General features: G+C 62.1%; 25 protein-coding genes, 5 tRNA genes and 1 pseudogene. 21 read left to right on the forward strand and 10 right to left on the reverse strand.

The window, feature by feature from the left end; all coding sequences use genetic code 11:
* Positions 1–40: 40 nt before the first annotated feature.
* Both C5J26_RS07630 and recJ read left to right on the forward strand, forming a co-directional pair.
* Positions 41–319, forward strand: a complete 279-nt coding sequence (locus C5J26_RS07630; protein WP_172745776.1) for a hypothetical protein — start codon at positions 41–43, stop codon at positions 317–319.
* Between the two features lie 88 nt (positions 320–407).
* A complete protein-coding gene (gene recJ / locus C5J26_RS07635) occupies positions 408–2240 on the forward strand; it encodes a single-stranded-DNA-specific exonuclease RecJ (RefSeq protein ID WP_105401215.1) in 1833 nt (610 codons plus the stop codon).
* A 50-nt stretch (positions 2241–2290) separates the two neighbouring features.
* Here recJ and C5J26_RS07640 read toward each other — a convergent pair.
* The 4 genes from C5J26_RS07640 to gloA form a co-directional block, all read right to left on the reverse strand.
* Positions 2291–2365 (reverse strand) — tRNA-Glu (locus C5J26_RS07640).
* A gap of 160 nt (positions 2366–2525) precedes the next feature.
* Positions 2526–2600 (reverse strand) — tRNA-Glu (locus tag C5J26_RS07645).
* Positions 2601–2721: 121 nt separating this feature from the next.
* Positions 2722–3249, reverse strand: a complete 528-nt coding sequence (locus C5J26_RS07650; protein WP_105401216.1) for a hypothetical protein — start codon at positions 3247–3249, stop codon at positions 2722–2724.
* A gap of 220 nt (positions 3250–3469) precedes the next feature.
* On the reverse strand, positions 3470–3910 hold the full coding sequence (gene gloA, locus C5J26_RS07655) for a lactoylglutathione lyase (RefSeq protein WP_105401217.1): 441 nt from the start codon (positions 3908–3910) through the stop codon (positions 3470–3472).
* A gap of 222 nt (positions 3911–4132) precedes the next feature.
* On the opposite strand from gloA, the gene C5J26_RS07660 reads away from it, so the two are divergent.
* From C5J26_RS07660 to C5J26_RS07685, 6 genes and pseudogenes are all read left to right on the forward strand, one after another.
* On the forward strand, positions 4133–4711 hold the full coding sequence (locus C5J26_RS07660; protein ID WP_037084473.1) for a cold-shock protein: 579 nt from the start codon (positions 4133–4135) through the stop codon (positions 4709–4711).
* A complete protein-coding gene (locus tag C5J26_RS07665; RefSeq protein ID WP_105401218.1) occupies positions 4711–5190 on the forward strand; it encodes a DUF192 domain-containing protein in 480 nt (159 codons plus the stop codon). The genes C5J26_RS07660 and C5J26_RS07665 overlap by 1 nt, the downstream gene beginning before the upstream one ends.
* 101 nt (positions 5191–5291) lie before the next feature.
* Positions 5292–5368, forward strand: a tRNA-Pro gene (locus C5J26_RS07670).
* A gap of 181 nt (positions 5369–5549) precedes the next feature.
* A pseudogene (locus tag C5J26_RS07675) lies at positions 5550–5768 on the forward strand (CBS domain-containing protein); the annotation flags it as partial.
* A gap of 83 nt (positions 5769–5851) precedes the next feature.
* On the forward strand, positions 5852–7021 hold the full coding sequence (locus C5J26_RS07680) for a zinc-dependent alcohol dehydrogenase (protein WP_105401219.1): 1170 nt from the start codon (positions 5852–5854) through the stop codon (positions 7019–7021).
* A gap of 13 nt (positions 7022–7034) precedes the next feature.
* A complete protein-coding gene (locus C5J26_RS07685) occupies positions 7035–7835 on the forward strand; it encodes an SDR family oxidoreductase (RefSeq protein WP_105401220.1) in 801 nt (266 codons plus the stop codon).
* A 49-nt stretch (positions 7836–7884) separates the two neighbouring features.
* Here the strand turns inward: C5J26_RS07685 and C5J26_RS07690 are convergent, their stop codons facing one another.
* The 3 genes from C5J26_RS07690 to C5J26_RS07700 all read right to left on the reverse strand — a co-directional run bounded on the left by C5J26_RS07690 (position 7885) and on the right by C5J26_RS07700 (position 10594).
* Positions 7885–8943 (reverse strand): Gfo/Idh/MocA family protein, encoded by a 1059-nt coding sequence (locus C5J26_RS07690; RefSeq protein ID WP_105401221.1) that lies wholly within the window; start codon positions 8941–8943, stop codon positions 7885–7887.
* Positions 8936–9928: a zinc-binding dehydrogenase gene (locus C5J26_RS07695; protein WP_245441117.1), complete on the reverse strand. Its 993-nt coding sequence runs from the start codon at positions 9926–9928 to the stop codon at positions 8936–8938. Before C5J26_RS07695 ends, C5J26_RS07690 begins: the two co-directional genes overlap by 8 nt.
* A gap of 108 nt (positions 9929–10036) precedes the next feature.
* Positions 10037–10594 (reverse strand): DUF1003 domain-containing protein, encoded by a 558-nt coding sequence (locus C5J26_RS07700; RefSeq protein ID WP_245437386.1) that lies wholly within the window; start codon positions 10592–10594, stop codon positions 10037–10039.
* Between the two features lie 187 nt (positions 10595–10781).
* On the opposite strand from C5J26_RS07700, the gene C5J26_RS07705 reads away from it, so the two are divergent.
* The 8 genes from C5J26_RS07705 to C5J26_RS07740 are packed head-to-tail and all read left to right on the forward strand — an operon-like array spanning position 10782 to position 20212.
* The gene (locus C5J26_RS07705) at positions 10782–11888 is read left to right on the forward strand and encodes an NAD(P)-dependent oxidoreductase (protein ID WP_105401222.1); all 1107 of its coding nucleotides are present in this window, start codon (positions 10782–10784) and stop codon (positions 11886–11888) included.
* Positions 11885–13927 (forward strand): SDR family NAD(P)-dependent oxidoreductase, encoded by a 2043-nt coding sequence (locus C5J26_RS07710; RefSeq protein ID WP_105401223.1) that lies wholly within the window; start codon positions 11885–11887, stop codon positions 13925–13927. Before C5J26_RS07705 ends, C5J26_RS07710 begins: the two co-directional genes overlap by 4 nt.
* Positions 13924–15042: a glycosyltransferase family 4 protein gene (locus C5J26_RS07715; RefSeq protein WP_371681897.1), complete on the forward strand. Its 1119-nt coding sequence runs from the start codon at positions 13924–13926 to the stop codon at positions 15040–15042. Before C5J26_RS07710 ends, C5J26_RS07715 begins: the two co-directional genes overlap by 4 nt.
* Positions 15043–15044: 2 nt before the next feature.
* Positions 15045–16175: a glycosyltransferase gene (locus tag C5J26_RS07720; protein ID WP_105401224.1), complete on the forward strand. Its 1131-nt coding sequence runs from the start codon at positions 15045–15047 to the stop codon at positions 16173–16175.
* The gene (locus C5J26_RS07725) at positions 16172–17263 is read left to right on the forward strand and encodes a glycosyltransferase (RefSeq protein ID WP_105401225.1); all 1092 of its coding nucleotides are present in this window, start codon (positions 16172–16174) and stop codon (positions 17261–17263) included. Before C5J26_RS07720 ends, C5J26_RS07725 begins: the two co-directional genes overlap by 4 nt.
* Entirely contained in the window at positions 17260–18375 is a 1116-nt protein-coding gene (locus C5J26_RS07730; protein WP_105401226.1) for a glycosyltransferase, read from the forward strand. Before C5J26_RS07725 ends, C5J26_RS07730 begins: the two co-directional genes overlap by 4 nt.
* A gap of 11 nt (positions 18376–18386) precedes the next feature.
* Positions 18387–19430 (forward strand): UDP-glucuronic acid decarboxylase family protein, encoded by a 1044-nt coding sequence (locus tag C5J26_RS07735; protein WP_105401227.1) that lies wholly within the window; start codon positions 18387–18389, stop codon positions 19428–19430.
* A gap of 2 nt (positions 19431–19432) precedes the next feature.
* Positions 19433–20212 carry a TIGR04290 family methyltransferase gene (locus tag C5J26_RS07740; RefSeq protein WP_105401228.1) on the forward strand — a complete coding sequence of 260 codons (780 nt, stop codon included), beginning with the start codon at positions 19433–19435 and terminating at the stop codon, positions 20210–20212.
* A 206-nt stretch (positions 20213–20418) separates the two neighbouring features.
* Here the strand turns inward: C5J26_RS07740 and C5J26_RS07745 are convergent, their stop codons facing one another.
* Entirely contained in the window at positions 20419–20826 is a 408-nt protein-coding gene (locus C5J26_RS07745) for an ester cyclase (protein WP_105401229.1), read from the reverse strand.
* 645 nt (positions 20827–21471) lie between these two features.
* Here C5J26_RS07745 and C5J26_RS07755 point away from each other — a divergent pair.
* From C5J26_RS07755 to C5J26_RS07765, 3 genes are all read left to right on the forward strand, one after another.
* A tRNA-Pro gene (locus C5J26_RS07755) sits at positions 21472–21553 on the forward strand.
* A gap of 51 nt (positions 21554–21604) precedes the next feature.
* Positions 21605–21910 (forward strand): ETC complex I subunit, encoded by a 306-nt coding sequence (locus C5J26_RS07760; protein ID WP_037084467.1) that lies wholly within the window; start codon positions 21605–21607, stop codon positions 21908–21910.
* A gap of 43 nt (positions 21911–21953) precedes the next feature.
* A tRNA-Arg gene (locus C5J26_RS07765) sits at positions 21954–22030 on the forward strand.
* 52 nt (positions 22031–22082) lie between these two features.
* Here C5J26_RS07765 and C5J26_RS07770 read toward each other — a convergent pair.
* Positions 22083–22385 (reverse strand): hypothetical protein, encoded by a 303-nt coding sequence (locus C5J26_RS07770; RefSeq protein ID WP_105401231.1) that lies wholly within the window; start codon positions 22383–22385, stop codon positions 22083–22085.
* Positions 22386–22425: 40 nt separating this feature from the next.
* On the opposite strand from C5J26_RS07770, the gene C5J26_RS07775 reads away from it, so the two are divergent.
* Positions 22426–22839, forward strand: coding sequence for a putative quinol monooxygenase (locus C5J26_RS07775; protein ID WP_245437403.1), 414 nt, complete (start codon positions 22426–22428; stop codon positions 22837–22839).
* A 261-nt stretch (positions 22840–23100) separates the two neighbouring features.
* Complete coding sequence (locus tag C5J26_RS07780; protein ID WP_172745777.1) at positions 23101–23757, forward strand: hypothetical protein; 657 nt, start codon at positions 23101–23103, stop codon at positions 23755–23757.
* 71 nt (positions 23758–23828) lie between these two features.
* On the opposite strand, the gene C5J26_RS07785 is transcribed toward C5J26_RS07780, so the two are convergent.
* On the reverse strand, positions 23829–24602 hold the full coding sequence (locus tag C5J26_RS07785; protein WP_046637733.1) for an amino acid ABC transporter ATP-binding protein: 774 nt from the start codon (positions 24600–24602) through the stop codon (positions 23829–23831).
* Positions 24603–24629: the final 27 nt, after the last annotated feature.

Raw genomic sequence — 24629 nt, forward strand, 5'->3', positions numbered from 1 at the left:
AGGCTCACTGGCTAGCCGCTCCGGGGCCTCCGGACGTAGATTGTCGCTGGCAATCACTGTCGAGGAGGCTTGCGCGATCGCCATGAAGATGCGGGCCGTGAATACGCGGAAAATGAGCACGCGGAACAAGGGATACCGGCTGCAACTCAGCGGCGTCCGCCCCGAGCCACATGGCTCTCCGACCATGCGTTTGGCCCATGCCAATGATCAGCCGCGTGGTGATGGTCTTGAAGGGCGGCGGGGTTTTGTTTTCCTGCTTGTGTTCTTCGCAGTCGCGGCGACCGTCAGCGGCTCGGCATTCGTCTGGTCGATGCTGTGAGCGGCCGGTTACCGAAAGATCGCGAGATCCGACCGGCAATCCCGTCAAAGCGATTCCTCTTGCTCTCGCGATACGCTAAAAGCGCTCCATGACCAGAATTTTCTCCGCGCTTTCGTCGACAGTGGAAACGGTTGATCCCGTCCCGCGCGCATTCCTCGGCGTCGAACGCTCCGCGGGCGATCAGCGGTGGGTGTCGCGTCTCGATCAGGCAGCCCAGAACCGGGCGCTGGCGATTGCCCAGATCCACGGGATTCCCGATCTCGTCGCCCGCGTTCTTGCCGGTCGCGGCGTTACGCTCGACGATGCCCCCGCCTTCCTCGATCCGACCATCCGGTCGCTGATGCCGGATCCCTATACGCTCACCGATTGCGAAAAGGCGGTGCTGCGGCTCGCTGACGCGATCGCCAGGCAGGAGAAGGTGGCGATCTTCGGCGATTACGACGTCGACGGCGCATCCTCTTCGGCATTGCTCTACCGGTTTCTCCGCCACTTCGGCGTCGAGGCGGAAATCTATATTCCGGACCGCATCTTCGAGGGTTACGGCCCCAATCCGACGGCGATCCGCCAGCTGATCGCCAACGGCGCCCGCCTCATCGTCACCGTCGACTGCGGCTCCACCAGCCATGATGCGCTTGCCGCGGCGCGCGACGAGGGCTGCGACGTCGTGGTCATCGATCACCACCAGCTCGGCCACGAACTGCCGCCGTGCCTGGCGCTCGTCAATCCTAATCGCGAGGACGATCTTTCGGGCCAGGGCCATCTCTGCGCCGCCGGCGTCGTGTTCCTGGTTCTGGTCGCCGCCGCGCGCCACATGCGGCAGATCGGCGATCCGCGCTCCGGATCGCTCGACCTGCTCGCCTGGCTCGACATCGTCGCGCTGGCGACCGTCTGCGACGTGGTGCCGCTGAAGGGTCTCAATCGCGCTTACGTGGTCAAGGGCTTGCTTGCCGCCCGCCATATGGGCAATGCCGGGCTTTCGGCGCTGTTCCGCAAGGCAGGCCTTGGCGGCCCGGTCACGCCCTATCATTTCGGCTTCCTGATCGGCCCGCGCATCAATGCCGGCGGACGGATCGGCGATGCGGCACTCGGCAGCCGTCTGCTCACGCTCGAGGATTCGATCGAGGCCGAAGTGATCGCCGCCCGGCTGGACGAACTCAACCGCGAGCGGCAGGCCATGGAAGCCGCCATGCTCGCCGAGGCGGAAGCAGAAGTGCTTGCCGAATACGGGAACGGCGAGGGGGCCAACGTCATCGTCACGGCGCGCGACAAGTGGCATCCCGGCATCGTCGGGCTGATCGCGGCGCGGCTGAAGGAGAAATTCAAACGGCCGGCTTTCGCGATCGCGTTTGATCCGTCCGGCAGGGGAACCGGGTCTGGCCGCTCGATCAACGGTTTCGACATGGGCCGCATGGTCCGCGCCGCCGTGGATACCGGCCTGCTCGTCAAGGGCGGCGGCCACGCCATGGCGGCGGGGTTGACGGTCGAGCGCAGCAATCTCGGCCGCCTGCGGGCCTTCTTCGAGGAAATGGCGGGCGAGGGCGTGCCGGCGCTGGTCGCTAATCACACGCTGAAGATCGATGGCGCGCTTTCCGCCTCCGGTGCGACGCTCGAACTTTTCGACCAGCTCGAACAGGCCGGCCCCTATGGTTCCGGCCATTCGCAGCCGGTGTTTGCGATCCCTGCCCACCGGCTGAAGGATGCCCGCCTGGTCGGGACCGCTCATATCAAGGTGACGCTGGAGGCGGCCGACGGCTCGCGGCTCGAGGGGATCGCCTTCCGCGCCGCCGAAACGCCGCTCGGCAACATGCTGCTCAATTCCCGGGGCGCGCAAATCCACGCCGCCGGCTGCCTCAGCGCCGACCAATGGCAAGGCACCCGCCGGATGCAGCTCCGCCTGCTCGACGCGGTGAGGGCGCCGTAAGGAGGCGGGTCAATTTTCGGGATAGGATCCGCTTTTGCGGAGAGTGGAAGTGGCACGCCCTAGGGGAGTCGAACCCCTCTTCCCAGAATGAAAATCTGGTGTCCTAACCGATAGACGAAGGGCGCGTGCGCTTCGTGGTGGCGCCCTTATAGTCAGGGTGTTTGTATCCCGCAAGCGCAAAATTACATTTTCAAGCGCTTGCGAACGCAAAAAATCGCGCGGCCGCAAGATGGCGTGCGAAAGCTGGATACGGAAATAAAAACAAAAGCTTGGGGGAAAACGAAGTGGCACGCCCTAGGGGAGTCGAACCCCTCTTCCCAGAATGAAAATCTGGTGTCCTAACCGATAGACGAAGGGCGCCTGCTCTTCGTGGCGCTCTTATAGAGAGGGGATTTCTTTCCTGCAAGCGCCAAAGCCATCTTTTTTACAAAAAAATGACGGCTTTTCCGGCGCCGGCGGTTTGAATGAAAATGGCGTCAAATCAGCAGCTTAAAGGAGTGCCCTGAGCGTCGGTCCCGCAGGCTGCGGCGGGCGTGGTCGGCGGCGTGCTGTAGACGCTGGCGGTGGTGGCATTGAAATTCCGCCGCGGCAGATTGGCCGGAACCGGGCCGTTGCCGGATGGGGCGGCCGCAGCCATCGGCGGGTTCGCCGAAAAAATCGTACCGCTGTCGGCGCGCACCCCGGTCGATTGCGTCGCAAGGCCCGCGATCGAGGCCTGCTGTGGCTGTGCAGGTGCCGGCGGGAACGTGTTTTCCGCGGTGGGAACGGCGGCCGGCGCGGTTGCCGCCGGTGCCTGGGCTGCCTGCGCTTCTGCCTTGGGGATGGCCGGATCGGCACGGCGGTTCGAAGCTGTGATGCCGCCCTTGGCAAGGATGCCCTTGGCAAGGATGCCCTTGGCGCTTGCTGCCACCGTGGTGCGCGGCGCCGGCGTCGTGGCGTCAGCCGTCTTTTTTGTGGTGGTGCAACCACTGAGCGTCAGCGTGGAAAGGCAGACGATTGCCAGCGTCATGCGGACGTTCGAACAAAGGAAAGGCGTTTTTGGCAAGGCATGCCCCGTCGGCTCGTATCGCGGGCGTCATGCCGCGAATCATCGTGCCCGAGCATCTCGCGGAAGACCGCCATGGACAAGCCGGTCGGGGCAGGCGAGGTCAGCCTGGGGCAAGGTTGGGCCAAGGTGGGGGAAAGAACGCGGCGGTTGAGTAAAAAGGAAGCCGCCGCGTTGAAAAATCCTACCAGCTGCCGATATTCGGAGCTGAAGCCCAGGGTTCGGCGACGGGCAGGTTGTCGCCTTTCTGGAGGAGTTCGATCGAAATGCCGTCCGGCGAACGGACAAAGGCCATCCGGCCTTCGCGCGGCGGACGGTTGATAGTGATGCCGTTGTCCGAAAGGTGCTGGCAGAAATCGTAGATGTTATCGACCTCATAGGCGAGGTGACCAAAATTGCGTCCGCCGGTATAATCCTCGGTGTCCCAATTGTAGGTCAGTTCGACGCAGGGGGCGAGAACGTCCCTGGCGTCGCTGAGATCGTCGGGGGCTGCGAGGAAGACCAGCGTGAAGCGGCCCTTCTCGTTGTCGATGCGCCGAACTTCCTTGAGGCCGAAAACGGTGGTGTAGAAATGAAGTGAGGCGTCCAGGTCTTTCACCCGGACCATGGTATGAAGATAACGCATTATGGTGTCTCCCTCCGATAAATCCAGTCGCCAACAAACCCCGTGCGGGTCCGTGCTGGATATGGCGCAGACGCCAGCCTGGAGCAAGCCACTCTAGATAGAGATGAAGGTGGATAAAGCCAAGGCAGGGACTTGCGCTAGATGGTTAGCAGGATGTTAATCTATCCTCTAAGAATCAGTTGATCGTCACGTCGTAACGCGTAATCGAGGGGCCGACAGGATATGGCAGACAGAATGTCATCGAAAGACGTTGGCAGTTTCGAAGAGCTTCCGGGCGAGCCGGTCGAGCTGATCGAAATCACCGGCGTCGTCAAATGGTTCGATGTGGCCAAGGGGTTCGGCTTCATCGTTCCCGACAACGGCATGCAGGATGTGCTTCTGCACGTGACCTGCCTTCGTCGAGACGGATACCAGACCATTCTGGAAGGCACGCGCATCGTCGCGATGATCCAGAAGCGGGATCGCGGCTACCAGGCGTTCCGCATCCTGTCCATGGATCAGTCCACCGCCGTCCACCCCTCGGATCTTCCGCCGGTGCGCACCCACGTGCAGGTGACCGCGACCAGTGGCCTGGAACGGGCTCTGGTGAAGTGGTTCAACCGCACCAAGGGTTTCGGCTTCCTGACGCGCGGCGAGGGGACGGAAGATATCTTCGTGCACATGGAAACGCTGCGCCGCTTCGGCCTCACCGAGCTGCGTCCGGGCCAGGTTGTGCTGGTGCGCTTCGGACCGGGTGACAAGGGCCTGATGGCGGCGGAAATCCACCCCGACAATCCCAATCCTGTGAGCCGGTCGCACTGATGCGTTTCTCGTTTCCATCGTTTCTGAAAAGCGCCCTTGCGGCGCTTTTTCTCATCTTGGCCGGCAGCGCGGTTGCGCAGGACGTGACCTTTCCGCGCGAGGAGCTTTCGATCAGGACTGCGGCCGGCCAGACCTACAAGTTTTCCGTCGAGCTCGCTTTCACCGATGCCCAGCGCGAGCGGGGGCTGATGTATCGCAAGGTAATGCCGCCGGATGCCGGCATGCTCTTCGATTTCGGCACGCCGCGGCCGGTCTCGATGTGGATGGAGAACACTATCCTTTCCCTCGACATGCTGTTCATCCAGGGCGACGGCACGATCTCCCACATCCGCGAGAACGCCGTGCCCTATTCACGCGACGTCATCGATTCGCGCGGACCGGTGAAATTTGTGCTGGAGCTCAATGCCGGCCGCTCGAAGTCGCTTGGGCTCAAGGTGGGCGACAAGGTGATCAGCAAACGCATCGGCAATCAGTGGTGATCCTGTGGTTATCCTCGGCTTGTTTGCTTTAGCGTAACCGCGGTTCCATTTTGCTGTTGCGGCACAGGGGGGAACCGTGTATCTCGCAACCACCGTAGGAACGGAGTGTAGCGCAGCCTGGTAGCGCATCTGGTTTGGGACCAGAGGGTCGGGAGTTCGAATCTCTCCACTCCGACCATTCGAAAGCCCTGCGGGGCAAGGCTTGCAAGCAAAGCCTAAAACAATCCCTAGAACTTGCCGCCACCGATACAGTTACCGCCACCTCCTGGACCGTGGTGGCATGAAAACGCCCTCCGAAGAGGGTTCTTCATTCTTGCTCCTTAGCCACGACCCATCGTTGCCTGCTCCGTAGTGTGGTGCTGATGACGCGCGACGTCAAATACTGCTTCGAAGACGAGGATGTCGACGACGTGGCCCGCAACATGGGCAAGGTTCAGGTCCGCCGTCTTCCTGTCGTCAATCGCGACAAACGGCTGACGGGCGTCATTTCGCTCGGGGATGCCGCCCTTGCGGACGCCGCAGCCGCGGGAGCCGGATTGAAGAAGGTTTCCCGCTCGGGCGGCGCTCACGCGCACTGACGAAAGGACGCACCATCCGGTGTCGTGCATCGGAACTAAACCGGCAGCCGCAGGTTCGGGACGCTCAATCAGGAGGACGTCTCATGAAAGCTCTCACCTGGCACGGCAAGCACGACATCCGCTGCGAACGTGTTCCGGATCCGGAAATTCAGGATGGCAGGGATGCCATCATCAAGGTCACCGCCTGCGCCATCTGCGGCTCCGACCTGCACCTCTTCGACGGCGTAATGCCGGAAATGCACAGCGGCGACATCATGGGCCACGAGACGATGGGTGAAGTCGTCGAGGTCGGCCGGGACAACGCCAAGCTGAAAGTCGGGGATCGGGTCGTGGTTCCCTTCACGATCTCCTGTGGCGAATGCTTCTTCTGCCAGCGCGGCTTTTATTCCGGCTGTGAACGCTCCAATCCCGACCGCAGCAAGGTGACCAAGCTGTGGGGCAATTCCCCGGCCGGGCTGTTCGGTTACTCGCATCTGCTTGGCGGCTATAGCGGCGGTCAAGCCGAGTACCTACGTGTTCCCTATGCCGATGTCGGACCGATCAAAGTCCCGGAAGGGCTGAGCGACGAACAGGTCCTGTTTCTCTCCGACATCTTCCCGACTGGTTACATGGCCGCGGACTTCTGCAACATCCAGCCGGGCGACACCATCGCCATCTGGGGCTGCGGCCCGGTAGGCCAGATGGCAATCCGCTCCGCCTTCCTGCTCGGCGCCGAGAGGGTCATCGCCGTCGACACCGTGCCGGAGCGGCTGGCGCTCGCAGCCTCCGCCGGCGCGCTCACTCTCGATTTCCTCGACGAGGACATCTACGACCGGATCATGGAATTGACCCGTGGTCGCGGCGCGGATGCCTGCATTGATGCGGTCGGCACCGAAGCGGATGCCTCGGCGAGCTGGGACTCACGCATCGACCGGATCAAGGTCGCGACCTTCATGGGCACCGACCGGCCGCACGTGCTGCGCCAGGCGATCCATTGCTGCCGTAATTTCGGAACCGTGTCGATCGTCGGCGTTTATGGCGGCTTCCTTGACAAGATCCCCATGGGATCCGCGATCAACCGCGGCCTGACCTTCAAAATGGCTCAGACGCCGGTGCAGCGCTACCTGCCGATCCTCATGGAGCGCATCCAGAAGGGAGAGATCGATCCGTCCTTCGTCATCACCCATCGAGCTGCTCTGGAGGACGGGCCGGAGCTCTACAAGACCTTCCGCGACAAGCAGGACGGCTGCATCAAAGTCGTCATGAAACCCTGAAAAGGAGAGAAACATGAATCCCGTGGAAACAGGCAGGGGCCTTGCGGTCGTCACCGGCGCATCGACCGGCATCGGTTACGAACTGGCGAAATGCGCGGCACAGGATGGTTACGACCTCGTCATCGCCGCCGATGAGCCGCAGATCCAGGACGCAGGGGTAAAGCTCAGGGAGTTCGGCGGCAAGGTCGAGGCGATGCAGGCGGATCTTGCCACGCCGGATGGCGTAAGGCGATTCGTGGCGGGTATTACCGCGCTCGGACGGCCGGTCGACCTGCTGATGGCCAATGCGGGCAGGGGCCTGGGCAACGGTTTTCTCGACGAAGACATTCGCGAAGTACAGCGCGTCGTCGATACCAATATCAGCGGCACGATCGCGCTGGTCCATGACATCGGCAACCGCATGCGGGCGCGTGGCCAGGGCCGCATTCTCTTCACCGGTTCGATCGCCGGCTTCGTGCCGGGAACCTTCCAGGCTGCCTATAACGGCACCAAAGCCTTCATCAATTCCTTCTCCTTCGCGTTACGTGAGGAACTGAAGGATACCGGCATCACGGTGACCTGCCTGATGCCCGGTGCGACGGACACCGAGTTCTTCGAACGCGCCGACCTCCTGGACACCCAGGTCGGTCAGTCCAAAAAGGACGATCCGGCTGTCGTGGCAAAGATCGGTTACGATGCGATGATGGATGGCGAAGGCGATGTCGTTTCGGGCTGGAAGAACAAGCTGATGTCGGCGGCCGCCAATGTCACGCCGGCCGGCATGCTCGCCAAGCAGCACCGCAAGATGGCCGAACCCGGCTCAGCCAACAACTGATCAGATCATTCGAGGCGGGCCTTCCGGCCCGCCTTTGCCAACTCTCCCGCTATGCGATCGGCGCCTTGTAACCGGCCTCGCGAGAAGAGCCGTAGATCCGGTCGATCACCTTGCCCACATCGACAATCCTCTCGCATGTGGGATCATACCGTTCTCCCGCAGCCAATCGCCTGGCCCAATCGGCTGCGGCGCGTCCGCCCCAGTCGTCCGGAGGCTCGATCAGGGTTTCGCGCGATGTGCCGTAAAAACGTTCGAGAGTGAAATCGTAGAACGACCCATCGACATTGCGCATCGACATCCCCCCGTTCGTGCCGTAGAAACTTGCCTCGATGATAGCCTCGCGGCCGGCCTGCAATCGCCATGAGCAGGCAAGGCGGACCGCCATTCCATCGCCAAGCGTCAGGTTCGCGACGGCGTAGTCCTCGACCTGATGATCATCCGCGATGATCGGCCGACCGCCGGCCATCAGGTGACCGGAAACGGATGTCACGGCCGGAAAATCCAGGGACCATAGCGCCATGTCGACAAGATGGACCCCGAGATCTATCAGGCATCCGCCTCCCGACTTGGCCTTGTCGTAGAACCACGGCTTGTCGGGTCCATAGGCATTGTGGAACACGAGGTCGGCTGCAAATATCTTGCCCAGTTCTTCTGCCCGGATGATCTCGCGGATACGGTTCACGCCGGCGGTATGCCGGTAGGAAAAATCGACTTCCAGCAGCCTGTCGGACGCCTTTGCCGCCTCCAAGACCGCTGCCACTTCTTCTGCCGAGCGTCCGAGCGGTTTCTGGCAGAAGACCGAGACGCCCGCCCGCAGCGCGGCGATCGACTGTTCCGCATGCTGGGCGCTGGGGGTTGCGATAACGACGCCATCCAGATCGTGAGCGAGGAGCCCATCGAGATCGTCTGCCATTGCGGCACCGGGCGCGATCTTTTTCGCCTCCGCCGCCATGTCCAAGGAAGGGTCGGCGATCGCGACGGCCTCGGCAATTCCAGTATCGAGGATGGCCTGCATGCGGTGCCGGCCGATCCAGCCCACCCCGAGGAACCCGAGCCTTACAGGCCTGGAGGAAAGGGACATTGTTTTTTCGGAAATCATTTCATTCATCGTAGAGCACCAATGCCTTGAGAAAACTTCCCGGACGGTCGCGGGTATCGTTGAGCGCCTGGTCGAGCTGGTCCAGGCGGTAGGTGTGCGTGTAAAGCGCCGAGGGATCGAGCCGGCCGGTCGCGACGGCTTCGACCGCCTCGCGAATGCCTTCGATGTACATGGCGGGATCGCGCTCATGGGAATTGACGACATCCAGCCCTCGCCAGTTCCAGAGCTGCATGTTGACCTGACGCGGACCGTCCTGGTGATAACCGGCGATGATCAGCCTGCCGCGCTCCATCGTCAGCTCGCCGGCAAGATCGAGCGGCCACTGCTTGCCGACTGCCTCGATGACCCGATCGCAGAACCGACCGTCGGTGAGCCGGCGGACTTCCTCGATGATGCGCCAATGGTCGTCCATGACGATAATCTCGGCTGCGCCCATCCGCCGGGCGACCTCCAGCGAAAACGGCCGCCGCGAAATGGCGATCACCCGCGCGCCGGCATTCGACGAGAGCCGGGTCAGCAGAGCCCCAAGGAAGCCGATGCCGATAATCGCCACCGTCTGGCCGGGCTCTATTCCGCTGCGGCGGAGGATGTTCATGGCGCAGCCGAGCGGCTCGCCGGGGAAGGGTTTTCCCTCCAGCGCTGGCGGCAGAGGAACGACCATATCCTCGTCGGCCACGTCATGCGTGGCATAGGCATGATAGGAAAGGGCGGCAACGCGGTCGCCGATCTTGACGTTGCGGACGCCAGGGCCCACCGCATCGACATGCCCCCAGCCTTCGTGTCCCAGGCCACCCGGTTCGGTCGGGAAAGTCATCCAGTCGGGGCCCGCCCACGGGCCGAGGTTGGATGCGCAGACGCCGCATCCTTCGAGCCTGATCCTGACCTGATGGGGGCGGGGCTCGGGTAAAGGCCGCGCCTCCACGGCAATCCTGCCCGGGCCGGTCATAATGGCGGCCTTCATCTCCTTCAGCCGCGGCATCGTCGTGCTATCCATGCCAGATTCTCCTCTTCGGAACGCGTGACACGGCGGGTGGAACTTGAAACCCGCGGCAGAGTTCCGGAAGAAGTTGAAGAAGATGAAGTCATAGAAGATGAAGCTGCATCAGCGGTCAGCTTGCCGCTCGATCTCTTCCATGACCACTTCCGGCGGTACGTTCCGTTTCATCTCCTCGATTTCATGCTGTTCGACCTCGGTTTCGATGCCGAGTCTGTCGGCGATTGCCGACACCATGGCGATCAGCTTCGTCGTCTCATGTTCGTTGAGAAGCGATATCTGGAGGCTGAGGTCCGCGCGTTTATCGTCCTCGAGCGCCATGCGGTTCTGGCTGATCAGCACGAAGGTCGAAATGAAGATGGCCTCCACCGAAGCCACCATCGCCAGGATGACAAGCGAAGGGTCGAAGGCGGGCATCACCGGCAGCCATCCGACGTTGACGAGGATCCAGAGACCGAAAACCAGCGCATGAAGGTAGACGAAGGGCATGCTGCCGGCAAAGTTGGTCATCGATTGCGCAATGCGCTCCTGCCGCGACATCGTCTTCTGGTCTGCGGCCCGGCGCTGGATCAGCGCGTTGATATTGCGGTCGAGAACGGCGGAGACCGCCTGGCCCTTCCGGGTGACATCGGTGGCCCGGGTCTTTTCTTTTTCCTGATCGGTCACATCTCTATCCCGTCATGGCGCGTCCATTTTTCTCCTAACCGGAGACTCCGCGCGCGGTTCCGGCCGCTGGGGATGATGTCATTGATGAAGTCATAGATGACAAAGATGTCATTGATGAAGGAACTTTTGTTCCCGACTGCTGTTCGGCGACCATCGAAATCCATGTTCCATACATTTAGGACATCCGATGGCAACGATTCTTGTAACTGGTGGTTGCGGCTTTATCGGCCGTCATGTGACTGAAGAACTTCTGGAAAATGGCTACGACGTACGCATTCTCGATGCGCTGATCGATCAGGTTCACGGCGACGCGGAAGCGTCCGTGCCCGATGCGGCGGAAGTCTTCCGCGGCGACGTCAGAGACAAGTCGGCAGTGGAAAAGGTGCTCGAGGGCGTCGACGGCGTCATCCACCTTGCGGCCGAGGTCGGGGTCGGCCAGTCGATGTACGAGATCGCCCGTTATGTCGGTGGAAACGACCTCGGCACGGCGGTCCTTCTCGAAGCCATGATCGGCAGGCCCATCAGGCGGATCGTGGTGGCCTCGTCGATGAGCGTCTATGGCGAGGGGCGTTACCGGACAGCCGATGGAGACCAGCTTGGCTTCATCCGGCGGAAGCCTGAGCGGATCAGGATCGGTCAGTGGGATCCTTTGTCTCCCGATGGAAGGGCTCTGATACCGATTGCCACCGACGAGGAAAAGCCGGTCGATCTCGCCTCGATCTATGCGCTGACGAAATATGCGCAGGAAAAGCAGGTGCTTATTTTCGGCGAGGCCTATGGGGTCGAGGCGGTGGCACTGCGGCTGTTCAACGTCTTCGGCGCCGGGCAAGCGCTTTCCAACCCCTATACCGGCGTGCTCGCCAACTTCGCGTCCCGGCTCGCGAACGGCCAGCCGCCGATGATTTTCGAGGACGGCCAGCAGCGCCGCGATTTCGTCCATGTGCGCGATGTCGCCCGGGCCTTCAGGCTGGCACTCGAAAAGCCGAACGCCCCCGGCCATGTCATCAACATCGGCAGCGGTCAGGCCTACACGATCGCGGAGGTGGCAACCCTGCTCGCGGAGGCCATGGGCGTTCCTGACATCGCCCCTGATATCATGAGCAAGGCCCGTTCCGGCGATATCCGCAACTGCTTTGCCGATATCTCCAAGGCCCGCGAACTCCTGGGCTTCGAGCCCGGATATCGGCTGGAGAACTCGCTGGCGCCGTTCGCCGAATGGGTCCGCAGCACGGGCGCCGTCGATCGCGGTGCCGAAATGAAGCGGCAACTCGAAGAGCGGGGGCTGGTATCATGAACCCAACCGTCCCGTTCCCCGCAGACCCTGTCCGTCGCAAGTCCTATGGTTTCGTCGAGTGGTTCCGCCCGGGCGAGTTCGATCGGACCGAGCAGTTGCTGCCGAACATCCTCGCAAGCGGTGCCGGCTATCTGCGCACCCATCTCTCTTGGGCGGAATATCTTGCACCCGGTGGCGAAGAGTGGTTCGACTGGCTGATCCCGCGCCTCGGCAGCCAGATCGATCTTCTGCCCTGCATCCACTACACGCCGCCTTCGATGTCGCGGACCGGCCGGTCCTCCGGCGCGCCGCGCGATCTCAAATCCTATGCGGATTTCGTCGATCACGTGCTGACCCGCTACGGCAAACATTTCAGTCACATCGAACTGTGGAACGAGCCCAACAACCTGCTGGACTGGGATTGGCGCGACGACGGCGACTTCCTGCTGTTCTGCGAAATGGTGGGCGGGGCTGCCTATTGGGCAAAGCATCGGGGCTGGAAGCCGGTGCTTGGTGGCCCGTGCCCGTTCGATCCCTATTGGCTGAACCTGATGGGCGAACGGGGTGTTTTGAATGTCGTGGACGCCGTCGGTTTCCATGGTTTTCCAGGCACCTGGGACAGCGAGACCGGTACCTGGGGCGGCTGGGACATGCATCTCGGCGAGATGCGCAAAATCCTCGACCGCTATAATGCAAATGCCGAAGTCTGGATCACCGAAACGGGTTACTCCACCTGGCGCAGCGACGAGATGGAGCAGGCCCGGCGTTTCGTAAAGGCGCTCTCCGTGCCCGCCGATCGCATGTATTGGTATTCGTGGTGCGATGTGCCGCCGGACGTGCCGGTGCAGGAGGGGCTGTGGTTCGATCCGCGGCATTATCATCTCGGCGCCGTCACCCATGATTATCAGCCGAAACTGCTTGCCCGACTGCTGATGGAAGGCGGTGTTTCTCGTCTCGAGGACGTGACGCAACTCGCGGCTCCGAACCTTTCGGCCGGGGCGGCGCCTGTCGTGGTCACCGGAGGCAGCGGCTTCATCGGTTCCAACCTCGCCGACAGCTTCCTGCAGGAGGGCGAGGATGTGGTGATCCTCGACAATCTCAGCCGGCCCGGCGTCGATCAGAACCTTGCCTGGCTGACCGAGCGCCACGGCAAGCGGGTCCACCCTGTGCTTGCGGACGTGCGGGACCTGCGCAGCATCGAGGCGGCCTTCAGCGACGCCAAGGCGGTCTTTCATTTCGCCGCGCAGACTGCGGTCACCACGAGCCTTGCGCATCCGATCGACGATTTCGAGGCGAATGCGCGGGGCACGATCAACGTGCTGGAAGCCGTGCGAAAGGCCGGAAGGAACGCCCCGGTGATCTTCGCCAGCACCAACAAGGTCTATGGAGCTCTTGAAGATCTGAAAATGCTGGAGGTGGAGGACCGCTACATTCCGGCGCACGAAGACGTGCGGTCACACGGCATCGGCGAGGACAGGCCGCTGGATTTCTGCACGCCCTATGGCTGCTCGAAAGGCGTTGCCGACCAATACGTGCTCGACTACGCCAAATCCTATTCGATTCCGACCGCCGTTCTGCGCATGAGCTGCATCTACGGGCCGCGACAGTTCGGAACCGAGGATCAAGGCTGGGTGGCGCATTTCCTGATCCGCGCCCTGTCGGGCGAGCCGATCTCCATCTATGGCAATGGCAAGCAGGTGCGCGACATCCTGCATGTCGATGATGCCGTCCAGGCCTACCGGGCGGTGCTTTCCAACATCGCTGAGGTCAAGGGCGAAGTCTTCAATCTCGGCGGCGGGCCGCTGAACGCCGTCAGCATTCTGGCCGTCCTCGAAGAGATCGAGAAGCTTGCCGGGCATCCGCTGGAAACCGGCTTCGGCGACTGGCGCGCCGGCGACCAGTATTATTTCGTCGCAGACACGCGAAAGCTGGAACGCCAGCTCGGCTGGCAGGCACGGGTGCGCTGGCAGAGCGGCCTGCGGCACCTTGGCGAATGGCTGGCTGACAACCGCTTCGGTGGCCGCTCGCGTCCTCGGCAGAAGCAGAAGGTGCGGGCATGAGGGGGCGTGACAATCCTGTCGGCAGCCGTCGGCTGCTGATGACGCTCGACGCCGTCGGCGGCGTCTGGCGATACGCGCTCGATCTCGCTTCGGGTCTGCGATCGGACGCGGTCGACGTCGTCTTCGCCGGTCTGGGACCTAAACCATCGGTCGAGCAGGCACGCGAGGCGGAGGCAATCGGAAAGCTGGTCTGGCTCGACGCCCCCCTCGACTGGATGGCCGAAGACGAGGCGGAGCTGACGCCTGTTCCGAACCTCATCGCCAACCTTGCGGAGCGGGAAGGCATTGACCTCGTCCATCTCAATCTCCCATCCCAGGCGGCGGGATTGGCGATCGAGATACCGGTGGTGGTAGTGTCCCATTCCTGCGTCGTCACCTGGTTTGCCGCCGTTCGCGGCCATGCGGTGCCCGATGACTGGCAATGGCAGTTTCGCCTCAACCGGCAAGGGTTCGATCGTGCGGACGTGGTGCTTTCGCCGAGCGGCAGCCATGCGGTGTCATTGCAAAAGGCTTACGGGCCGATTTCCGGGCTGCAGGTCGTCAGGAATGCAAGCCTGGTCGAGCATCCGCGAGGCCCGAAAGAGGATTTCGTCTTTGCTGCCGGCCGCTGGTGGGACGACGGAAAGAACGGCGCTGTGCTGGATGCCGCAGCCAAGCACGTCGACTGGCCGGTGGTCATAGCGGGCGCGAACCGCGGGCCGAACGGGCAATATCTGCCGCTCGAAAATGTCCAATGGCGGGACGAGCTTTCCCACGACGAAACCATGATGCTGATGGGTCGCGCCGCAATCGTCGCATCGCCTTCCGTCTATGAACCGTTCGGACTGGCGGCATTGGAAGCGGCCCGCAGCCGAAGCGCCTTGGTGCTGGCCGATATCCCGACCTATCGGGAGCTCTGGGATCGCGCGGCGCTGTTTGCCGATCCTCACGACCCGCCGGCATTCGCCTGGGCTATCAACCGCCTTTCGCGGGATAGGCGGTTGCGAGAAGAACTGGCCGAAGCAGCACTTTCCCGGGCTCGTCACTACACGCCGGAGGCGCAGGTCGCGGCGGTCATGCAGATTTATGACCGGCTCCTGCCGGCGAACCACCACGCGCGCACCGCAGCGGAGTGATCATGAAGTTCATTTTTTACACCCATTCCCTGATTTCCGACTGGAATCACGGAAACGCCCATTTTCTCCGAGGCGTCATGCGCGACCTGATCCGCCGCGGCCATGAGGCGCTTGCGCTGGAGCCGCAGGATTCCTGGAGCCGTGCCAACCTCCTGAAGGAGCAGGGCTCTGTCGCGGTCCAGACATTCCAGGAGACATTTCCTGAACTCACGTCGCAGATCTATGACGGCGATTTCGACCACGAGGCCGCGATCGCCGACGCCGATGTGGTCGTTGTCCACGAATGGACCGAGCCGGAGCTTGTGGAGCGGATCGGAAGGATCCGGCGCAACGGCGGCAGGTTCACGCTGATCTTCCACGATACGCATCACCGGGCCGTTTCGGCCGAAAGCGATATCGCCGGTCTGAAGTTAGCCGACTACGACGCGGTTTTGGCTTTTGGCGAGACGTTGCGGCAGCGTTATCTCAAGGCGGGCTGGGGCAGGGCCGTCTTCACCTGGCATGAGGCTGCGGACGACACGCTGTTCCATCCGCGGCCGGAAATCGCCAGGACGGGCGATCTCATCTGGATCGGCAATTGGGGCGACGACGAACGGTCCGCCGAGATCATGGAATTTCTGGTTCGCCCCGTCAAGGCGCTGAAACTCGACGCGACGGTGCGCGGAGTGCGGTATCCGGAGCAGGCGCTGGAAGCGCTCAGCCAGGCCGGGATCGCCTATGGCGGCTGGATTGCCAATGCCGAGGCACCGCTCGCTTTCGCACGGCATAAAGCGACCGTCCATATTCCGCGACGGCCCTATGTCGAAAACCTGCCGGGCATTCCGACGATCCGTGTCTTCGAGGCGCTTGCCTGCGGCATCCCCCTGATTTCCGCCCCCTGGAACGACGCCGAAAATCTCTTTCGCCCGGAGACCGATTACCTCGTCGCCCGCAATGGCGAGCAGATGACGCGCCTGATGCGCGATGTCCTGTCCGATCCGGATCTGTCGGAATCCCTGACCGCCTCCGGCCTGGCAACCATCCGCGCCCGCCACACCTGCCGCCACCGGGTCGATGAACTGCTCTTCATCCTGAGCCAATGCGGCACCGAACGGGTTACCGGCAAACTGGCAGCAAGGGAGGCCGCCGAATGAAGATCGCCTTTTACGGATCGAGCCTCGTCTCCGCTTACTGGAACGGTGCTGCCACCTATTACCGCGGCCTCCTGCGGGCCTTGGCGCAAAAAGGCTACGACATCACCTTCTACGAACCGGACGTCTACGACCGCCAGAAGAACCGCGATATCGACCCGCCGGACTGGTGCAGGGTCGTCGTCTACGACGGCACCGTCGACGCGTTGAAGGCCGTCGCGGTGAGGGCGGCGGAGGCCGATATCGTCGTCAAGGCGAGCGGGGTTGGTTTTGAAGACGACCTCCTGCTCGAAGAGGTCCTTCGCAACGCCCGGCCGACGGCGCTGAAAATCTTCTGGGACGTGGACGCGCCGGCGACGCTTGCCGAACTGCGGGCCGCGCCCGGGCATCCGCTTCGCCAGGCTCTCGGCAAGATCGACCTCGTCCTGACCTATGGCGGCGGCGACCCCGTCGTGAACGCCTATCGTGCCCTCGGGGCGGCCAACTGCATTCCGGTCTACAATGCGCTCGATCCTGAAACTCATCATCCGGTACCGGCACAGCCGCGTTTCAACGCCGATCTCGGTTTTCTTGGCAATCGTCTGCCGGACCGCGAGGCGCGCGTCGAACAGTTCTTTTTGGAACCTGCCGCACGATTGCCCCGGCAGACGTTTCTGCTCGGCGGTTCCGGCTGGCAAGACAAGCCGATGAGCGGCAACGTGCGCTCCATCGGCCACGTCTCCACCCGCGATCACAACGCCTTCAACGCGACGCCGAAGACCGTCCTGAACATTTCCCGCTCCAGCATGGCGGAAAACGGCTTTTCTCCGGCGACGCGGGTGTTCGAGGCGGCCGGTGCCGAAGCGTGCCTGATCACCGATTATTGGGAAGGCATCGACCTTTTTCTCAAGCCCGACGAGGAGGTTCTGGTCGCCCGCGACGGTCAGGACGTGGCGGAGATCCTGTCCGGCCTGACGCCGGAGAGGGCAAAGGCAATCGGAAAGAGGGCGTTGGCCCGGGTGCTTTCCGAACACACTTACACCCACCGCGCAGACGAGGTGGATGCGATCCTCCGCGCCCAAGCCGGCGCTCGCATGGAGGCTGCGGAATGACAAAGCAGCTCGACATCGTTTTCCTCGGACTGTCGCTGTCGTCCTCGTGGGGCAACGGCCATGCCACGACCTTCCGGGCGCTGATCCGGGGGCTGAAGGCTGCGGGGCACCGCGTGTTGTTCCTGGAGCGCGATGTTCCCTGGTATGCGAACCAGCGCGACCTGGCCGAACCCGATTTCTGCGAACTCGCCTACTATTCCGACGTCGGCGAGATGATCGAGGCCTATGCCGGCCGCATCCAGCGCGCCGACGCCGTCGTCATCGGCTCCTATGTGCCGGAGGGCGTGAGCGTCATCGATGCGGTGGCGGACCTTCAGCCGAGACGTTTGTGCTTCTACGATATCGACACGCCGGTGACGCTTGCCAAGCTCGAAAGGGTGGACGAGGAATATCTGGCTCTCCGGCAGATCCCGCTCTTCGACACCTATTTTTCCTTCTCGGGCGGCGAGGTCCTGACGCGGCTGGAGCGGCGTTTCGAAGCAAAGAAAGCGGAGGCCCTTTATTGTTCGGTCGATGCGGGCCGGTACCTAAATACCGGTGAAACTTTCCGGTGGGATCTTGGTTATCTCGGCACATTCAGTGCCGACCGCCAGCCGACGCTCGAAAGGCTGCTGATCGAACCGGCAAGGCGGTTGCCGCACTTACGCTTCGTGGTGGCCGGCCCGCAATATCCCGAGGACATCGACTGGCCTGCCAACGTGCAGCGCATCGAGCATCTGCCGCCGAGCGAGCATGCCGGCTTCTACAGCCGGCAGCGATTTACCCTGAACGTCACGCGGGCCGACATGATCGCAGCCGGTTGGTCGCCAAGCGTTCGCCTGTTCGAAGCCGCCGCCTGTGGCACGCCGATCATCAGCGACTTCTGGCGCGGCCTCGACGAGCTTCTCCCCGATGGAGAGGCCCTCGTTGTCGCAAGGCAGCCGGAGGACGTGGTGAAGGCGCTGACCGAGATCGGCGAGGACGCTCGCAGATCTCTGGCGGAGGCCGCCAAGGCTCGTGTCCTGAAAGACCATACCGGCCTTGCCCGCGCCCGCCAACTCGCCGCCGCCCTCGAAGACCTACCCGAACAATCCGCCCGCACCGAACCGATGATCCAATCCCTGTCAGCCTAAGGAGTGCCTCAATGCTTCAAAGAACCCGAAACGGAAAAAGCAGAACCGTTCTTGTTGCCGGAGGGGCCGGCTTCGTGGGCTCGCATCTTTGCGATGCCCTGCTTGCCCGCGGTCATCGGGTGATTTGCGTGGACAGCTATATTACCGGTTCCAAGGACAATGTCCGTCCGCTGCTGAACCATCCGGAATTCCGGCTGATCGAGGCGGATATCTGCGAGTTCGACCGCATCGACGAGCCGCTGGACCAAGTCTACAACCTCGCCTGCGCCGCGTCTCCGCCGCAATATCAGGCCGATCCCGTCCACACGATGATGACCTGCGTCACCGGCACCGGCAATCTCCTGTCGCTTGCCGAGCAGCACGGCGCCAGCTTCCTGCAGGCCTCGACGAGCGAGGTCTATGGCGACCCGGCCGAGCATCCGCAGCGCGAGGACTACCGCGGCAACGTCAACTGCATCGGCCCGCGCGCCTGCTACGACGAAGGCAAGCGCGCGGCGGAGTCCCTCTGCTTCGACATGCTGCGGAGCGGACGGGTGGATGCCCGGGTGGCGCGCATCTTCAACACCTACGGCCCGCGCATGCAGCCGAATGACGGCCGGATTATCTCCAATCTTCTGGTCCAGGCGATTTCCGGCAAGCCGCTGACGATCTATGGCACCGGCGAACAGACGCGCTCCTTCTGCTTCGTCAGCGATCTCGTCGCCGGCCTGATGGCGCTGATGGATGTCGATCCCAATCCGCAAGGGCCTGTCAACCTCGGCAATCCCGGCGAGTTCACCATCAACGAACTCGCCGCCCTGGTGCTCGCCATGGTGCCGACGGTTTCGAAAATGGTCCGCAAGCCGCTTCCGCAGGACGATCCCCAGCGGCGCCGGCCGGATATTTCGCGGGCGCGGGAACTGCTCGGCTGGGAGCCGAAGGTGCCGCTGCGGGAAGGCCTGCGGCACACCGCGGACTGGTTCATCGCGACGGTCGGGAACGATGCGGAGAGGAAGCCGCGCCGCAGTACCGTCCGGAGCCCGGCGGTTTCCCCCGAAATGGGCATGAGGGTCTGACCATGGATGCTGGAAGAGGGAGAACCCACGAGGACCTGCAACGGCGGATCGCGGAGCTCGGGCCCTGGTTCCACAATATGGAGATCGGTGGCGTACAGACGGCGCCGGATCATTTCCTCGGCGATTATCCGGCCTTCAAGTGGCGCGGTTTCCAGCATGTCATTCCCGAAGACCTCGAAGGCCGCAGCGTCCTCGATATCGGCTGCAATGCCGGCTTCTATTCCCTGGAGATGAAGCGGCGGCGTGCCGGGCGTGTCGTCGGCATCGATTCCGATCCGCGCTATCTCGCCCAGGCGCGGTTTGCCGCGGAACAATCCGGCCTCGACATCGAGTTCAGGCAGATGTCGGTCTATGACGTCGGCCAGTTCCGCGAAAAGTTCGACCTCGTGATCTTCATGGGCGTGCTTTATCATCTGCGCCATCCGCTGCTGGCTCTCGACCTTCTCCACGAGCACGTGGTTGGCGACCGGATGCTCTTCCAATGCCTGCAGCGCGGCGACGAGCGGGCTCCCGATCTTCAGGAGAATTACGAGTTTTCCGAATGGGCGGTCTTCGACCAGCCGGATTACCCGAAACTCTTCTTCGTCGAAGAACGTTACGCCGCGGATCCGACCAACTGGTTCATCCCCAACAAGGCGGCGATGGATGCGATGCTGCGCAGCTCCGGCTTTACGATCGAGGCCAATCCCGAACGGGAGGTCTATCTCTGCCGGCGCGGCGAGCGGCACTACATGGTTGAACCGCCGCCCCGGATTTCTGCCGCAGATCCCGGACCGCTCTGAAATTGACCGCGATGGGGTCGATGGAGTAGGGAAAGCCGAAGCGGCATCCCTGCACGTGCAGGTTGGCGATAGCGTCGATGGTCTTCGCCGTCACGCCGATGACCGGCTGGACGACAACGAAAGCACGTTGGTCGCAGACATCAAGCCACCGTCAGCTGTAAACCCAGATTGTTGGTTCTTCGAAGCGCGACGGCCGCCCGCCATTGTCAGCCGGCGATTTGCAGTTCAACCACCGACTTGTCGAGGATCGACCAGACCTTCACAATCTTCGAACCCTCGAACTCATAGGTGACGTGCTCCGCGAACGAGATCGTGCGGCCGTTGACGGGCAAGCCGAGGAATACTCCTCGTGGTGAACATCTGAATTCCAGGCGGGCCGCGATCATCGGCGGCTCGCAGACCACGAGCGACGCGCTAAAATATAGGTCGGGAATGTCCTCATAATCCTTGATCAGCATCTCGCAATAGCCTTTCAGTCCGAAAGCGCGGCCATTGTGTACGGCGTCGTCGCGGACGAACTCTCCAAGTTCGCTCCATGCCTGCCGATTGAGGCATTCCAGATAACGGAGGTAGGTCTCCCGCAAAGCCGCCGGGCCAGTGTCCTCATTAGTCATTTTGCTTCGCCTTCCAATCCTCGAACCAGCCTGGATACGGAGTGTTCTTCGCCAAGTGCCGATTGAAGTCCGGAGCGCCGTCCGACCACCACACGGAGCCACGATCGCGCAGAGCTGCCTTTGCCTGTTCAACCCGCATTCTGACGACGTTGCCGCCGTACCACAACCGGCCGCCGGCGCGTGTTGTTACGCAAACGGTGACCGTTGCGTACTGGAAAATCTCTCCGGCTCCGTCGCTAATCAATTCTCGAATTCGCAGTTCGAGATGCGATCCACTGTTAGCTGGAGGAAAACGCGTGAGCGCAGCATCGTCAGGATTTTCCCATATGTTAAGCTTCGCGGTCCTGCTCACCACGGTAAGCCTGCTTGGGGTCGGTATCGCACTATACAAGTACGTGATCCCAGGTGAATACTCACCGTCAAAAAGACCTTCAGCGGCAAACCCCGAGTGGGATCGGTGACAAGGCGTGACCGCCAGCTCGCCGAGGCGGACGCTGCTTGACTTGCGGGGGGAGTCGGGGCATTGAAGGACAACCGTTTCGGTCGGCGTTTTGAGAGCGGATTTACCGCCACCGAGCCGCCACCGAAACAACGGAAATACACGGGAACGAACGGGGATCAACCGACGTTTCCGGAACGTTGGAATGGAGTGTAGCGTCACCTGGAGCGTACTGGTCACTGGTTTGGGACCAGAGGGTCGGGAGTTCGAATCTCTCCACTCCGACCACGCTTTTAGGTGAGGCTCCTTATCCGTTCCATTCCATGGAGCGTTACAGGAATGGCCGCCAAGATCTATCGTCCCGCAAAGACCGCCATGCAGTCCGGCAAGGCCAAGACCCATCTCTGGGTGCTGGAATTCGACCAGGAACAGCCGCGCCGCATCGATCCGATCCTTGGCTACACATCCTCCGGCGACATGAAGCAGCAGGTTCGGCTGACGTTCGAAAGCCAGGAACAGGCGGAAGCCTATGCCAAGCGCGAAGGCATCGAATACCGCGTCATCCAGCCGAAGGATCCGAACCGCCAGATCGTTTCCTACACCGACAATTTCCGCTTCAGCCGCACCCAGCCCTGGACGCATTGATTTTTGAGCCGCTCGGGCTTTCCCGGGCGCCGCTGCCGAGATCGGCCCCTTAGCTCAACTGGATAGAGCAGCTGCCTTCTAAGCAGCAGGTCGCAGGTTCGAGTCCTGCAGGGGTCGCCAAGCTTGATCTGTCCGACCTGGATGCCCGGACCCTTCCAGCTGATCCGCGCGACTACCTAACGCGGTAGACGGACATGGCCACCGGGTATGCATAGACGCCCCGGTAGAAGAACCCTTTGCGATACAAACAACCCCGCAGCCGCACCGCAGGCAGGCTGGCCTCAGCGATCGCTCCGGCCTCTGCCAGACCAGCTTCGGGGAGGCATCGCGCCAGCGCCCTGTTGTAGGCCTGCATGAGCTGAGGGCTGCTTTCCACAGGCACGGCTCCGTAGAGCCGCAAATCCGACCGGGCTTCGGCCGCCATCGGTATGCAGGCCAGGCCAAGTGCCACGCCCAATGCGAGCTTAAGGTTCATCTGTTCGCTCTCCGCTTGATAGGATGCCGCCTTGAACGCGATGCCATGCGATTTGTTCCTGAGCTGTGTGTGTGCCTATACTCCAAGCCGCCGTATCTCCGACCCGTCGCCGGTCGGCGCGGCTCTGCCTTGGGAGGGGAAGATGAAATGCATCATCGGATTTTTCACAACCAAGCCCGGCAAGCGCGAGCAATATCTCGAGGCGGCGCGTGATCATCTGGAGAAAAGCCGGCTCGACCCCGATTGCCTTTACATCGAACTGGTCCCGATGCCGGATCATCCCGACAAGCTCCTGCTCACGGAGGCTTTTACCAGCGAGGAAGCACATCGCCGACATGAGGATACCGATCATATGCGAGCGCTTTGGGCCGTAGGGCCGATGCTTCTGTCCCACGTCGTCATCGACAATGTCATATCGGCGTCGGTGGAACACATAGACGAGCGTTTTGAATAACACCTGAAACCGCCCGCCGTCGCCGCCGAAGTGGCTGGGGCCACGAAACCCCATTCTTGCCGCATTGAGGATTCGGAATTGCCGCATTGTTTCGTATGATGGGCGTTGTCGGTTCCGTGGCGTCACGCGAGCGGAAGACAGATCGGCGATTGAGCGGCCATGGCCCTCGGAAAACGCCTCCAACACATTGAAATGGTTTTCATTCGGGCAGCTCGAACTGCCCGGACCCTTTGCTTGTTTTGAGCTTCGAGTGGGATTCATATGAAAAGGATATCGTCCGCTGGCGCTGTTTTGGCGCTTGCGTGTTTTTTGACGGCCGGTCCGGGGTTTGCGGAAGACACCCCACTGATCTGGAACCCGATCCGCAGTTCCGACACCAGCTACGCCGTCAAGCTCGGCCTCAAGCTGCCGACCCGGCTCGAAACCGAGGCCGGCGTGTCGATGGGCGTCGATACGTCCACGAGCGGAACTCCGCTGGATACGCCCATCAAGTTCTGGAGCAATTTCACGGCGGAAAAGATCCAGACGCCGGCCTATCAGTTGAACCGCGGCGTCGGTGTCGATCTCGACGGCAATACCGGCAGCGCCGGGATCACCATGAATTATTACGAAAAGGAAATCGCCACGCCGACGATCGATATCGAGAGGCGCAGCAGCTACGGCCTGCGGTATGACGGCGCCTCGGGAGAATGGCTCGGCCTTGATGCGAGCCAGTCGGTTCGCCTGTCGCATAGCCCAAGCAGCACGGCGCTGGTCGGGCGGGCAAGCGGCAGCGACGGGTTTCGCACGCTCGGAGCAGGCGTCGCCGTCGAGAAGATGCTCGGCCGGTACATGACGGTCACCGGCGCGCTCGACCGCACCTCGGATGCGCCCGAACCGGTCACCAGCGTCAATGCTCGTTATTCCTTCCGCTGGTGAAACGAACCGCTGGTGAAACGAAAATGGGGCGCCGAAGCGCCCCATGATTGCGTGCCCATCCCGTAAAGCTGTCAGTGCAGGATCTGGCTCAGGAAGAGCCTCGTGCGCTCGTGCTGCGGGTTGTCGAAGAATTCCGCCGGCGAGTTCTGTTCGACGATCTGGCCCTGGTCCATGAAGATCACCCGGTGTGCGACCTGGCGGGCAAAGCCCATTTCATGGGTGACGCACAGCATGGTCATGCCTTCTTCCGCAAGACTCACCATCGTATCCAGCACTTCCTTGACCATTTCCGGGTCGAGCGCCGAGGTGGGCTCGTCGAACAGCATGATCTTCGGTTTCATGCATAGCGAGCGGGCGATCGCGACGCGCTGCTGCTGGCCGCCGGAGAGCTGGCCCGGATATTTGTGGGCCTGTTCCGGGATCTTGACGCGGGCGAGATAATGCATGGCGATCTCTTCCGCCTGCTTCTTCGGCATCTTGCGGACCCAGATCGGCGCGAGCGTGCAGTTTTCCAGGATCGTCAGGTGCGGGAAGAGGTTGAAGTGCTGGAATACCATGCCGACTTCTCGGCGCACTTCGTCGATCTTCTTCAGGTCGTTGGTAAGCTCGATGCCGTCGACGATGATGTTGCCGGCCTGGTGTTCCTCAAGACGATTGATGCAGCGGATCATCGTCGACTTGCCGGAGCCGGACGGGCCGGCGATGACGATGCGTTCGCCCTTCATCACCTTCAGATTGATGTCGCGCAGCACGTGGAAATCGCCGTACCACTTGTTCATGCCGATGATTTCGACGGCAACGTCGGTAGCCGAGACGGTCATTTTTTTGGGTTGGGCGTCTGCCATTTATATCCCCTTAGTTTTCGTTTGTGG

The organism is Neorhizobium sp. T7_12, from assembly GCF_002968535.1.
GTDB classification, from domain to species: domain Bacteria; phylum Pseudomonadota; class Alphaproteobacteria; order Rhizobiales; family Rhizobiaceae; genus Neorhizobium; species Neorhizobium tomejilense.

Bases quoted from the DNA above. Each gene is read 5' to 3' on its own strand.
- C5J26_RS07725 (WP_105401225.1), top strand. From the start codon at position 16,172: ATGAAGATCGCCTTTTACGGATCGAGCCTCGTCTCCGCTTACTGGAAC.
- C5J26_RS07780 (WP_172745777.1), top strand. From the start codon at position 23,101: ATGAAAAGGATATCGTCCGCTGGCGCTGTTTTGGCGCTTGCGTGTTTT.
- C5J26_RS07705 (WP_105401222.1), top strand. From the start codon at position 10,782: ATGGCAACGATTCTTGTAACTGGTGGTTGCGGCTTTATCGGCCGTCAT.
- C5J26_RS07745 (WP_105401229.1), bottom strand. From the start codon at position 20,826: ATGACTAATGAGGACACTGGCCCGGCGGCTTTGCGGGAGACCTACCTC.
- C5J26_RS07660 (WP_037084473.1), top strand. From the start codon at position 4,133: ATGGCAGACAGAATGTCATCGAAAGACGTTGGCAGTTTCGAAGAGCTT.
- C5J26_RS07695 (WP_245441117.1), bottom strand. From the start codon at position 9,928: ATGGATAGCACGACGATGCCGCGGCTGAAGGAGATGAAGGCCGCCATT.
- C5J26_RS07770 (WP_105401231.1), bottom strand. From the start codon at position 22,385: ATGAACCTTAAGCTCGCATTGGGCGTGGCACTTGGCCTGGCCTGCATA.
- C5J26_RS07735 (WP_105401227.1), top strand. From the start codon at position 18,387: ATGCTTCAAAGAACCCGAAACGGAAAAAGCAGAACCGTTCTTGTTGCC.
- C5J26_RS07690 (WP_105401221.1), bottom strand. From the start codon at position 8,943: ATGAATGAAATGATTTCCGAAAAAACAATGTCCCTTTCCTCCAGGCCT.
- C5J26_RS07740 (WP_105401228.1), top strand. From the start codon at position 19,433: ATGGATGCTGGAAGAGGGAGAACCCACGAGGACCTGCAACGGCGGATC.
- C5J26_RS07720 (WP_105401224.1), top strand. From the start codon at position 15,045: ATGAAGTTCATTTTTTACACCCATTCCCTGATTTCCGACTGGAATCAC.
- C5J26_RS07665 (WP_105401218.1), top strand. From the start codon at position 4,711: ATGCGTTTCTCGTTTCCATCGTTTCTGAAAAGCGCCCTTGCGGCGCTT.
- C5J26_RS07730 (WP_105401226.1), top strand. From the start codon at position 17,260: ATGACAAAGCAGCTCGACATCGTTTTCCTCGGACTGTCGCTGTCGTCC.
- C5J26_RS07785 (WP_046637733.1), bottom strand. From the start codon at position 24,602: ATGGCAGACGCCCAACCCAAAAAAATGACCGTCTCGGCTACCGACGTT.
- C5J26_RS07685 (WP_105401220.1), top strand. From the start codon at position 7,035: ATGAATCCCGTGGAAACAGGCAGGGGCCTTGCGGTCGTCACCGGCGCA.
- gloA (WP_105401217.1), bottom strand. From the start codon at position 3,910: ATGCGTTATCTTCATACCATGGTCCGGGTGAAAGACCTGGACGCCTCA.
- C5J26_RS07680 (WP_105401219.1), top strand. From the start codon at position 5,852: ATGAAAGCTCTCACCTGGCACGGCAAGCACGACATCCGCTGCGAACGT.
- C5J26_RS07715 (WP_371681897.1), top strand. From the start codon at position 13,924: ATGAGGGGGCGTGACAATCCTGTCGGCAGCCGTCGGCTGCTGATGACG.
- C5J26_RS07650 (WP_105401216.1), bottom strand. From the start codon at position 3,249: ATGACGCTGGCAATCGTCTGCCTTTCCACGCTGACGCTCAGTGGTTGC.
- C5J26_RS07775 (WP_245437403.1), top strand. From the start codon at position 22,426: ATGCCATGCGATTTGTTCCTGAGCTGTGTGTGTGCCTATACTCCAAGC.
- recJ (WP_105401215.1), top strand. From the start codon at position 408: ATGACCAGAATTTTCTCCGCGCTTTCGTCGACAGTGGAAACGGTTGAT.
- C5J26_RS07710 (WP_105401223.1), top strand. From the start codon at position 11,885: ATGAACCCAACCGTCCCGTTCCCCGCAGACCCTGTCCGTCGCAAGTCC.
- C5J26_RS07760 (WP_037084467.1), top strand. From the start codon at position 21,605: ATGGCCGCCAAGATCTATCGTCCCGCAAAGACCGCCATGCAGTCCGGC.